This window comes from Paraburkholderia fungorum, from assembly GCF_046027215.1.
GTDB lineage: Bacteria > Pseudomonadota > Gammaproteobacteria > Burkholderiales > Burkholderiaceae > Paraburkholderia > Paraburkholderia fungorum_D.
In genome coordinates, this window is sequence record NZ_JAQQEN010000001.1 from 527,441 (window position 1) to 539,622 (window position 12,182).

The 12,182-nt window shown below is 63.9% G+C and carries 7 protein-coding genes; 1 reads left to right on the forward strand and 6 read right to left on the reverse strand.

Annotated features, from left to right (window positions below; translation table 11 throughout):
* Positions 1-47: 47 nt before the first annotated feature.
* From PQR27_RS02340 to PQR27_RS02365, 6 genes are all read right to left on the reverse strand, one after another.
* Positions 48-380: a helix-turn-helix domain-containing protein gene (locus tag PQR27_RS02340; RefSeq protein ID WP_063494819.1), complete on the reverse strand. Its 333-nt coding sequence runs from the start codon at positions 378-380 to the stop codon at positions 48-50.
* Between the two features lie 3 nt (positions 381-383).
* A complete protein-coding gene (locus PQR27_RS02345) occupies positions 384-722 on the reverse strand; it encodes a type II toxin-antitoxin system RelE/ParE family toxin (RefSeq protein ID WP_408522122.1) in 339 nt (112 codons plus the stop codon).
* 192 nt (positions 723-914) lie between these two features.
* Positions 915-1,988 (reverse strand): 3-deoxy-7-phosphoheptulonate synthase AroG, encoded by a 1,074-nt coding sequence (gene aroG, locus PQR27_RS02350; RefSeq protein WP_408522123.1) that lies wholly within the window; start codon positions 1,986-1,988, stop codon positions 915-917.
* Positions 1,989-2,392: 404 nt separating this feature from the next.
* Positions 2,393-3,859 carry a metalloprotease TldD gene (tldD, locus tag PQR27_RS02355; RefSeq protein WP_408522124.1) on the reverse strand — a complete coding sequence of 489 codons (1,467 nt, stop codon included), beginning with the start codon at positions 3,857-3,859 and terminating at the stop codon, positions 2,393-2,395.
* 110 nt (positions 3,860-3,969) lie between these two features.
* Positions 3,970-4,833, reverse strand: a complete 864-nt coding sequence (locus PQR27_RS02360; RefSeq protein WP_408522125.1) for a carbon-nitrogen hydrolase family protein — start codon at positions 4,831-4,833, stop codon at positions 3,970-3,972.
* A 127-nt stretch (positions 4,834-4,960) separates the two neighbouring features.
* Positions 4,961-9,148: a YhdP family protein gene (locus PQR27_RS02365; protein WP_408522126.1), complete on the reverse strand. Its 4,188-nt coding sequence runs from the start codon at positions 9,146-9,148 to the stop codon at positions 4,961-4,963.
* Between the two features lie 132 nt (positions 9,149-9,280).
* Here PQR27_RS02365 and glnE point away from each other — a divergent pair, with 132 nt between their 5' ends.
* The gene (gene glnE, locus PQR27_RS02370; RefSeq protein ID WP_408522127.1) at positions 9,281-12,127 is read left to right on the forward strand and encodes a bifunctional [glutamate--ammonia ligase]-adenylyl-L-tyrosine phosphorylase/[glutamate--ammonia-ligase] adenylyltransferase; all 2,847 of its coding nucleotides are present in this window, start codon (positions 9,281-9,283) and stop codon (positions 12,125-12,127) included.
* Positions 12,128-12,182 lie beyond the last annotated feature (55 nt).

Here is a 12,182-nt window from a genome sequence, read left to right on the forward strand (position 1 = left end):
TGAATCATGCAGAAAACACATGAGCGCACGCCGCGCGCCTTTTTGACTCAACCGACCGCCAGCGTGACAGGCTTGCCGATACGGCTCATCATTTCCACCAGCGTATCGATAGTGAATTTCGTGGTCTTTTTGTTGACCACGTCGGACACGCGCGGGCGCGACACCATCAGAATCTCCGCGGCCTCGGCCTGCTTCAGATGATGCTGCTCGATCCAGCTGGACAGTTCGGTCATCAGTTGTTCCTTGAGCAGCCGGGTGTCGTTAATCTGCTTTTGCGATGCGGCATGCAGGCGTTTGGCTTCTTCGGCAGAAAAGCCGAGTTCAAGGAACAGATTGGCCCCGGGCTTTGTAACGTGACGGATTTTGGTGTCGATCGTCATTTGTTAAGTTTTCCTATCATTGATAATGGCGCGATACCGTATCTCGGCAATGTTTCTATCGTGCTCGCCCAACTTCTGTGTTTTCTTCTGGAAGCAATGCAGCACGTACAGCGCTTCCACAAACTTGGTCACATACATGACGCGGTAGTTGCCGTCAGCCTCCCTGATGCGAATCTCCCGCGTACCAGGGCCAATCGTGTCAAACGGTTTCCAGTTATCGGGCTCAAGTCCTGCCTGAATCTTGCCGAGTTGGAATCCGGCCTGACGACGCGGATCCTCGGGAAAAGCCAGTAAATCGCGATAGCTGGTGCCCATCCAGCGAATTTCTTTTTCCTGCTCCATAGTCACCTGTCATGTACAAAATTTTATACGTAATCCCCAACCTGGTCAAATCGTCTTCGACCCGGCGATGAGAAGTTACGGTACAGAGGTGGCTCATGAAGCACCATTAGTCCGTTCGGCTAACAAAAACCCGGCGTCGAGCCGGGTTTCGTTTTGCATGGCGCAGCGCTATCGCGCCAGGCCGCTTGCCGCTTAATTGCCGCTACCGCGCGCCACGCGCCGCTGCTTGACTGCTTCGGCGAGGCCTTCCAGCACGGCAACGCTTTCGTCCCAGCCGATGCAGGCGTCCGTAATGCTTTGACCGTAAGTCAGCGCGCAACCTTCCTGCAGATCCTGACGGCCGGCGACCAGATGCGATTCCACCATCACGCCGACAATCCGTTCGTCACCCGAAGCAATCTGGCGACCAATATCCGCGCATACCGGAATCTGGTTCTCGTGCTTCTTCGAGCTGTTCGCGTGGCTCGCATCGATCATCAGACGCGCGGCAAGGCCAGCCTTACCGATATCGGCGCACGCGGCGTTGACGCTGTCCGCGTCATAGTTCGGCGTCTTGCCGCCGCGCAGGATGATGTGGCAGTCCTCATTGCCCGCGGTCGACACGATCGCCGAGTGCCCCCCCTTCGTGACCGACAGGAAATGATGCGGCTGCGACGCCGCCTTGATGGCGTCGACGGCGATTTTGACGTTGCCGTCCGTGCCGTTCTTGAAACCGACCGGGCATGACAGGCCCGACGCCAGTTCGCGGTGCACTTGAGACTCGGTCGTGCGCGCGCCGATTGCACCCCACGAGATCAGATCGGCGATGTACTGCGGGCTGATCATGTCGAGGTATTCGGTGCCGGCCGGCAGGCCGAGTTCGTTGATACGCAACAGCAGTTCGCGCGCCGTGCGCAGACCGTCGTTGATCTTGAAGCTGTTGTCCATGTGCGGGTCGTTGATGAGACCCTTCCAGCCGACCGTGGTGCGCGGCTTCTCGAAGTACACGCGCATCACGATTTCGAGTTCGCCGGCGAAGCGCTTGCGCTGCTCGACGAGGCGTCCGGCGTATTCCATCGCCGCTTTCGTGTCGTGAATCGAGCAGGGTCCGATGATGACGATCAAACGGTCTTCCATGCCGTGCAGGATGCGATGCATCGCGTTGCGCGAGTTGTAGATCACGTCGGACACCTTTTCGTCGCACGCGAATTCGCGGATCAGGTGAGCGGGCGGCGTGAGTTCTTTCAACTCGCGGATGCGGACGTCGTCGGTATTGTGCGGGGGCATGGTGGTTCTCCTCAATCGGTTCGTAGCGTGTTCGCGCGGGCAACGAACGCTGCGATCAGGAAACGATCAGGCAGCGATGCCAGAGCGGACGACAATCAAAAAAGTTTCAAAGACAAGAGTTTCAAACGCGTGGGGCGAAAAAAAACCGCCAGGCTAGCTGGCGGTTTTTCGGGAATTCCTGGTGTTCTGCGTGCACTAACACCCCTCTCGATCCGCCAGCGGTCTGAGATGCCAAAAAAAGTAAAAGTAAAACTTGGCGGACATGACGAAATGAGGTCGCAGGTCAAAAGGGTGAGTGACTTTATAACCCGCTCAGGCTCGGCTGACAAGCTGCGGGGTACAAATATGCGGAAAATCCGCATACTTCGCGCACATCGTGCACGAAGTATGCATTCTTGTCAAAATCAGGCCGTGCCGCCGACCGTCATGCGGTCGATGCGCAGTGTCGGTTGACCGACGCCGACCGGCACGCTCTGGCCTTCCTTGCCGCATACGCCTACGCCCGAATCGAGCTTCATGTCGTTGCCGATCATGCTGACGTATTTGAGCGACTCCGGGCCGCTGCCGATCAGCGTCGCGCCCTTGACCGGGTACGTGATCTTGCCGTTTTCGATCATGTAGGCTTCGGACGCCGAGAACACGAACTTGCCGTTCGTGATGTCGACCTGGCCGCCGCCGAAGTTCACCGCGTACAAACCATTCTTCACGGAGGCGATGATTTCCTGCGGGTCCTTGTCGCCGTTGAGCATGTACGTGTTGGTCATGCGCGGCATCGGCAGCGCGGCGTACGATTCACGGCGGGCGTTACCCGTGACCGGCATCTTCATCAGGCGCGCGTTCAACGTGTCCTGAATGTAGCCCTTGAGAATGCCGTCTTCGATCAGCGTTGTGCACTGGGTCGGGTTGCCTTCGTCGTCGATATTCAGCGAGCCGCGGCGGTTCGGCAGCGTGCCGTCGTCCACGACCGTGACGCCCTTGGCCGCGACCTGCTCACCGATGCGCCCCGCGAATGCCGACGAACCCTTGCGGTTGAAGTCGCCTTCCAGGCCGTGGCCGATCGCTTCGTGCAACAGCACGCCGGGCCAGCCCGGTCCGAGCACGACGGTCATCGCGCCGGCCGGAGCCGGGCGGGCGTCGAGATTGACCAGCGCCGCATGCACGGCATCGTCGACGTAGCTCGACAGCACTTCGTCCGTGAAATAAGCGTAGTCGAAGCGGCCACCGCCGCCGCCGCTGCCGATTTCGCGGCGGCCGTTCTGCTCGGCGATCACCGTGACCGACACACGCACCAGCGGACGGATATCGGCGGCAAACCCACCGTCGCTACGCGCCACCAGCACCACGTCGTATTCGCCCGCGAGGCCCGCCATGACCTGCTGGATGCGCGGATCGCGGCCGCGTGCCATCTGTTCGACGCGCTCGAGCAACTTGACCTTGGCGGTCGCGTCGAGCGAATGCAGCGGGTCGGACGGCAGGTACAGATCGCGCCCGGCGATGCCGGTCAGCGACGACGCCACCTTGATCTTCTGTTTGCCGCCGCCGGCTTTGGCGATGGAACGGGTGGCCAGCGCCGCCTGTCGGATCGCTTCGGGCGACAGGTCGTCCGAGTACGCAAAGGCGGTGCGGTCGCCCGACACGGCGCGCACGCCGACGCCTTGATCAATGCTGAAGCTGCCCGACTTCACGATGCCTTCTTCGAGACTCCACGCCTCGCTGCGCGTAGCCTGAAAGTACAGGTCGGCGTAATCGATCTTGTGCGTGAAGATTTCGGCGAGCGTGCGGGTGAGCAGGGATTCGTCGAGACCGTAGGGCGTCAGGAGGATGTCCTTGGCGGTGGCGAGATTACGGATACCGGGTTCGATGATGTTCATGCGAAGTATGTTCTGCTCGATACGAAGGATTCGGTTGGCGTCTGCATCACTATATGGGTGAGAGGCGCCCCAGTTTCAATGCCGCGTTGTTCGCTGCCGGGTCAACTGGATCAGCTAAGCACGCGGTGACGCCAGGCCGGCAGACTCTGCCGAACTTCGTCGATGCGCGCCCGCTCCAGGAGGCCTGCGACCACGCCGGCGCCTTCGTCGCGCACCGCGACGATTTCGCCCCACGGGTCGATCAGCATGCTGTGGCCCCAGGTGCGGCGGCCATTCTCATGTTTGCCGCCTTGCGCGGCGGCCAGTACGTAACACTGGTTTTCGACCGCCCGGGCGCGCAGCAGCATGTCCCAGTGCGCGCGGCCGGTGGTGTAGGTGAACGCCGAGGGCACCACGATCAGCGCGCAGTCGCCCATGCGCCGGTACAGCTCCGGAAAGCGCAGATCGTAGCAGACCGACAGGCCGACGCGGCCAAACGGCGCCTCGAAGGTGCGGACCTCGCCACCGGGGCAGATGGTGCGTGCCTCGTCGAACGATTCGTCGCCCTTTTCGAAGTTGAACAGATGGATCTTGTCGTAGCGCGCGGCCTCGTTGCCCTGGGGGTCGAACACCAGCGTGGTGTTCAGCACGCGCGATGCTTCCGGCGCGCTCAACGGCAAGGTGCCGCCGATCACCCAGAGCTTGTGGCGGCGCGCGGCATCGGCGAGAAAACGCTGGATCGGGCCGTCCTGATAAGCCTCTCGCACAGCAAGCTTGTCCGTGTCCTTGAAACCCATGAAGCAGAAGTATTCAGGCAGCAGGACGAGTTGTGCGCCATCAGCGGCGGCTTCGGCGATCAGGCGCTCCGCCTCGGCGAGATTGCGCTCGCGATCCGGCGTGCTCACCATTTGCAGCGCGGCCACGCGAAATGCGCTTTCGGAAGACCCGCGGGACGCCGCGGTGGACAAAAATGAAGTGACGTGTGTTTCGCTCATGAGCGTTTCGAAAAACTCCCGGCAAGGCGGCGGCGTGAACTGCCTGCGCCGCGTACGTCGTTCAGGGCTGGCTCGCCGCTGGCGCGGCACCGCGCTTTATATGGGTCAAACACGGGCCCGACAAAGCTCAGTGCGCTTCCACGGTCGAAGCCGGAGCGTCCATCTTACCGCGATCGCCCGTCACTCGCTGAATGTGCGGTTTCGACCACGAACCGGTGATCGCGTACTCGCGCGCAAATGCCTTGGAGACCGACTTCGTGAAGGCCAGATCGGCCACCAGCGCGCCAAGGCCGAGCAGAGGATTGATGACGGTCGCGGCAATCACGGCGGCACCCGCGCTCACGGTCGGCACGATCTCCACGTGCAGATCCTGGGTTTCCTGCGCGAGATCGACCGAGCCCTTCATTTCCACGCGCGCCGGCGCGGTGACCATTTCGAAGTTCTCGGTGCGGCCGATGCCGTTATGGATCTGCCCGGTGCCCGTGACGCGCTCGAACGGCAGCCCTTCGCCGATCACATCGCGGAAATTGAGGGTGGCAAAGCGCGCGAGGCTTTGCAGGCTGAGCACGCCCAGCAGCTTGGCGACGCCCGGATCGACCTTGAGAATCTGTCCGTGACGCAGATCCACGGCCAGATTGCCGTTCAACGTCGGGTAGTCGATGGTGGTCGGCCCGCCGCGCCACACCATCTTGCCCGACAGGGTGCCGCTGCCGCCCTTGAGCGTGCGCGGCTGACCGGCGCGTTCCAGCAGCGCGCCGGCGTCCTTGATGTCGAGCTTGAAATCGAACACGGTCCGGCGTGGGGTGGCTTCGTCGGCAGTAGTGCCGAGTCCGCTGGAGGTGCGCCAGTTGGCGGTAGCGGTTAGCGTGGCGGCCGGGTTGCTGATGTCGAGCTTGTCGAGTTGCCAGACCGGCACGCCGTCTTCGTCGAAATTATGCGCATCGACTTCGAGCCGGCCCACGTTGCGATCGCGCACGATCAACTCGTTCACGACCAGGTCGATCGACGGCATGTTTTGCGCCGGTGCGGAGATGGCCTGGCCGAGCAGGTCCTGATCCGTCACGGAGGGAATCACCACGCGGGCAAAGCGCGCCTGCAACGTACCCGGCGATTCTTTGGTCGCGCCCGGCAGCCACGAAACGTGACCCGATACCTGGTTTGACGCGATATTCGCCTGCCATTTGCCGTCCGCGTGGGACGCGCCGACGATCACGCTGTCCCAGTGGCGTTTGAGCAGGGTAAGTGTGCCGATGTGCACCCCAAAGCGGCTCGGCAGGAACTGCGTGAATGTGCCATTTGGTGCGACCGGCGGGGCCGCCGGCGCCGCCGCTTCCTTGTTGCGCATCTGGGCGACGAGCGCGCGCCAGGCATCGGCATCGAAGGCTTCCACGTCGACGGCTGCGACCACGCCTTCCGCCGGCAACTCCGCGGGCTTGTTGACACCAATGGCCCCGCGCACGACAGTGGGCGGCGTTTTCGGCTGATAGCGCAGCAAATAGGTGGCGGCGATCTGGCCGAAGGTCAGATCGGCGCGCTCCAGACCCGTTTCGCCTGCGCTGGCGCCGGGCGCGAGCGCGAAGTGCAGCGGCATCGGCGTGCCCACCGGTTTATTGAACGGCGCCGGGAAATCGAGCGCGAGACCGGTCAGATCGGAATTCGCCGTGACCTCAGGCAGGCGTCCTTTGGCGCCGCGCACATTCAGCGCGTAGGGCGCGCTGCCGCTCATCCGCGTCAGCACCTGCGCGGCCGGTCCATGCAGATTGAGACCGCGCGCGGCATCCACGGCGATGTGGCCGCCGAGATCGACCGCATAGGTGCCGTCCTGCTTCACCCCGCCGTTGACGTGCACGTCGCCGCCCATGAACTGGCCGGAGAGCCGGTCGACCCTGGCCGTGTGCTCGGTGAAGTGCACCTTGCCGTTCACTTGCGACAGCGGCGGGACGTTTTCCACCGTCAGACGATTGTTCATGAAGCCGACCGCGCCTTCCACGGCGATATGCGGCTTGGGCGTGCGCGGCACGGTCAGCTTGAGCGCGAGCGATGCCGGCCCCTCGGCGCGCACCTTCTCGGTGACGTGTTTGGCCATGATGCCGACCGAACTGTCGTCGACGTAGTCCAGCATGTCGGCGAGCGGCCCGCGCGCATTCCCTTCGATCACGAGGTTCGACGCCCGGGTGCCGAGGTCGTCGATCTTGCCGTTTACTTTGGTCAGCGCGACCCGCTTGTAATGCGCGCGGTCGATATCGAAGCGCAGCACGTTCTGGCTGAGCTGGAACACGCCGTCGATACCGTCCAGCGGCGGCCACACGTTCGGCGTGCCGTTCTTCATCTTGCGCGGCGGGAACGGCGACGGATCGAATTTGCCGCCCTTGAACGGTGCGACGATATGGAAAATCCCGGCGCTCGGATCGCGCGAGTATGGGAATTTGGTCAGATCGCCGTGGATTTCGATGCTCGCACCGTGCGAGGTGCCGGCTTGCAGCCCGTGGCCCAGATAGACGCGCAGCTTTTCGCTGATGCTGGTCGGCAGGTAACGGGCGATGCGCGTCACCTGCGCGCGCTGGAAGTCGGCTTTCAGGTCGAGTGAGCCGCGGCCATGGCCAGGATTGCTGTAGTTGGCGGTGGCGGTCGCGGCGACGTCCGCGTTCGATACGCCGAAATCCGCCAGCTTGACGGCAAAGCCCGGATGGTTTTCGCCCGGCGCTTTCGGCGTGATGGTCCAGTCGGCGCGGCCATGCAGGCGGTCGAACTTCAGGCGCGGATCGTCGAATACGCCCGGCAGCGTAAGCGCGACGTCGGAAGTATTGAAGATGGCCGAGCCGTGGTTTTCGTCGGCGTCGACGCTGCCCCACAGGTTTTCGATACCCGGGATCCCGGCGCGCGGGTGATTCAGCGGGGTGAGGCCGGGCGGCGGCTCCTGCGCCGCAACGCTGATGCCTTGCAGATCGCCCTTGAAACGATAGCGCTCGATCGGCTCCGCGCCGCTTGGCCGATGGTCGCTGCCCGCTTCGCCGGACTCCGGTTTGCCGCGCTCCACCTCGATCACATAATTGGCCACCAGACCGCGGGGATTGAAGCGCACCAGGTTGTTCAGCAAGCGGCGCGGCAACGGCAAGGCCCGGCTGAATTCGGCGAGGATACCGAGATCGACGCGGTCGCCGCTGACGCTGACGAGCTGACCGTGCTGCTGCGACGCGGTCCGGTAACGGCCGTTCAGGATGGCAAGCACGAGAGTACGGGTGAGCGGCGTGCCGTCGTCGAGCGGCGGCTGCCCAAGTTCGGCATGCAGATTGTTGAGTTGTAGCTTGTAGTCGCCCTCGTCGGCCTCGAGGTGCCAGGCGAAGTGCGCGACCGGCATCGACAGCTTCGGCTGGGTCGGGCGTACCCGCATCGACACATCCGCGCCGCTCAACTGGCCGTTGGCCGATTTCATGCGGCCGTCGGTGAAATCGACCCAGATAGCATTGTCGATGCGACCGGTGAAGGTCTCGATCGGGAAGTTGATGTAGCGCGCGAGGGTCGGCAGGTCGACCGGGCCGGTCGACACATAGACCTGGCCGGTCCAGTTGATCGGCTTGCCGATGGCGGAAAGCGGCGCGTGTTTGAAATGCGCGCGGAAATCGATCGGGCCGTGTAGAACGTGGCCGTCCGGGGGCGCCTGCAAAGCGAGCCGGTGATCGTAGCCGTCGTTCAGAATCGCGATGCGGATGTCCTGCAGCGCAAGTTCCGGCGCGTCATGTTCGGCGTCGCGCCAGCGCAGCACGCCGCCGCGTACCACGATCGCCTGCTGACGCAACAGCCAGGTGGACAGGGTGTCGTTGCCGCTATGCCGCGTGGGCACGGGCACGCCCGCCACCGAGAGCACGCCGTCGCCGCTGCGCGAAACCAGCACGTCCGGCTGGTCGACGATCAGGCTGGACATCGCCGGGTGGAATTGCCAGAGCGACTTCCAGGAGAGCGTGGCGGTGGCGTGCGGAATTGTCAGCGCGGCTTTGCCGTCGTGGTCGCGAATCACGAGATTGGTCACGTCGATGCCGGGCTGGAAACCGCTCCAGTGCGGCGCCAGCTTGCCGATCGTAAACTGCGTGTGAAGCTTTTCGGAGACGGCGGCTTCGATCTGCGGCCGGAACGAGTCGACGCGCGGCAGCACCACATAGCGCAAACCGAGAAACAGAGCCGCCGCGATGAAGTAGAAGGCGAGGGCGAGCCCCAACAGCACGTGCGACGTCCGATGCAGCACGACGTGGGCGCGTCCACTCGCTGGCCGGACCAGCCCGGTTTCGTGCGGGTCGGCGGATTCGTTTCGCTCGGACATGCTGCGGCGGGTGGGCGTATGGTAGTTTTGCGATTTAACGACGAAATGTAACACACGGGAAAGCGTCGGCGGACCTCCTGCAAACCCTGTCTGCATGCCGTCTCGCGACCTGCGCGAGGCCGACAGGCCCCGGTGTTACAGCGAACTGAACCACGCCAATCAAGCAACGAGCGAGCCAGACCCTTGATGACTGACGCATCCCTCCTGAGTTCCAACTATTCACACTACGCGGCACGCGCGGCCGCTGCCCGCCCGCAACTGGTGGCGCAAGTGGCGGCGCTCGCATCCGCGCCGCTCACTCGCGAACGCATCGACGCGCGCTTCGACGCGTTGTGTGCCGAGGCCGCCGGTGCCGCGGGCGGCCCATTAAGCGAGGATGCACTCAAACGGGCCTTGCGTCAGTTGCGCACCGAGGTATTTTGCGCCGTGATGGAGCGCGATATGGCCGGCGAGGCGGATGTTGCCGAAGTCACCGGCGCGATGACCGATCTGGCCGAGACGACTATCCAGCGCGCGCTGGCCGTTTTGTCCGCCGAACTCGAAGTCCTCTACGGCGAGCCGCGCGGCCCGCAAGGCGAGCGGCTGGCGCTCGGTGTGGTCGGCATGGGCAAGCTGGGCGGGCGTGAGCTGAACGTGTCGTCGGATATCGACCTGATCTTTATCTATGAAGAGGACGGCGAGACCGCCGGTGGCCAGCGCTCGCCGATCGCGACGCAGGACTTTTTCACGCGTCTCGGCAAGCGCCTGATCGGCGCGTTGGCCGAAGTGACCGCCGACGGGTATGTGTTTCGGGTCGATATGCGGCTGCGGCCGAATGGCGATTCGGGACCGTTGGTGTGCAGTCTTGGCATGCTTGAAGAGTATTTCTACGTGCAGGGCCGCGAGTGGGAACGCTATGCGTGGATCAAGGGGCGGCTCGTCTCCGAAGGCGCGAGCGACGCGGCGCAGCGGCTGCAGAAACAGCTCGACGCAATCGTCACGCCGTTTGTCTATCGCCGTTATCTCGATTTCGGCGTGATCAGCGCGATTCGCGCGCTGCATCTGCAGATTCGCCAGGAGGCTCAGCGCCGCGCCTCGATGCGGCCCGACAAAGCCGACGACATCAAACTCGGCCGGGGCGGCATCCGCGAAATCGAATTCAGCGCCCAGGTGTTCCAATTGATCCGCGGCGGCCAGGATGCCGGGTTCCGGGTGCGGCCAACGCTCGCCGTGCTGCGGCATGCGGCGACTCACGGGCTGATCGACACGTCTGTGTGCGTGAAACTCTCCCAGGCATACCGCTTCCTGCGCGAACTCGAGCACCGCCTGCAATACCGCAACGACGCGCAAACCCACGCCATGCCGGTCGATCCCGAGGAACGCGCGGCGCTCGCCCGCGCGATGGGATGTGATGACTATGCGGCGCTGATGAGCAAGCTTGACGCGCACCGCGAATTCGTCGAGCAGCAGTTCGATCAGATTTTCGCCGACAAGGTGAGCGGCCGCGACGGCTGCGGCGCACCGGAAGACGGCGCGGCGGCGTGGGTCTGGAGCAGCGCGCTTGGCGACGACAGCGCGGACGAGGCGCTACAGGCGCGGCTGGTCGAACTCGGTGTGGCGCAACCAGGCGAACTGCTGGCGCGACTAAGAGCGGTGTGGCAATCGTCGCGTTACGCGGGGCTCGCCGAGCGCAGCCGGCAACGGTTCGACATCGTCGCGCAGCGCGCGCTGGAGGCCGCGCGAACGCTGGAGCCAGCCGAGCGGCGTGGCGACACGGTGGCGCGCTTTTTCGACCTGCTCGAAGCGGTGAGCCGGCGCGGCGCGTATCTGGCCCTACTCACCGAATATCCGCAGGCGCTGCATCGCGTGTTGTCGGTGCTGGGCGGATCGCGCTGGGCGGCCGGCTACCTGATTCGCCATCCCCAGTTGCTCGACGAACTGCTCGACGACGAGGCAATGGACAGCCCGTTCGACTGGCCTGAATTCAAGCGCACGCTGCGCCTGCGTCTGGCCGCGGCGGACGGGGTCGAACAGCAAATGGATTTGCTGCGTCACGCGCACCAGGCCGAGGTGTTTCGCATTCTGCTGATCGATCTGGCGGGAAGGCTCAGCGTGGAGCACGTGAGCGACCGTTTGTCCGAATTGGCCGACGCCGTGCTCGACGTCACGCTCGAAGCGGTCTGGAAGCAGTTGCCCAAACGGCATCGCGAGGTGCCGCGCTTCGCGGTGATCGCGTACGGCAAGCTGGGCGGCAAGGAACTGGGCTACGCGTCGGACCTCGACGTGATCTTCCTTTACGACGATCCCGACGACGCTTCCGCGGACGTCTACGCCACCTACACCCGCCGCCTGATCACCTGGCTGACAACCGCGACCGGCGCCGGCACGCTGTTCGATGTCGACTTGCGGCTGCGCCCGAACGGCGAGTCAGGATTGCTCGTCACCGATCTGGATGCATTCCGCCGCTATCAGCTGCGTGAAGGCGACGCGGCGAATACGGCGTGGGTCTGGGAACACCAGGCGCTAAGCCGTGCGCGCTACTGCGCGGGCGATCCCGAAATTGGCGCCAAGTTCGAAGCGATCCGTGAACAGGTGCTGACGACACCGCGCGAAGCCGCGCCGCTAGCGAAGGAAATCGTCGAGATGCGCGAGCGTGTCGAGGCGGGGCATCCGAACCACACACCGCTGTTCGATCTGAAGCACGATCGCGGCGGGATGGTCGACATCGAGTTCACCGTCCAATACTGGGTGCTGTTGCACGCGGCGAGCGACCCGGAGCTGATCCGCAATACCGGCAATATCGCACTGTTGCGGGAGGTGTCGCGCTTTGGCCTGATGAGCGAGGCCGAGGCGGAGACGGTCGGCGCCGCGTACCGGATCTACCGGAAGTTGCAGCACAAGCTGCGTCTGGACGGTATGGAGAAGGCGCGCGTCGAGCCGGCGCTGGTGGCCGGCGAGCGCGAGGCTGTGCTGGCGCTTTGGACGCGCGTGTTCGACTGAGCCCGCAGTACGCAGCGCCGGTTGCACCAGCGCTGCGCTGCACGGGTTCCGGTGC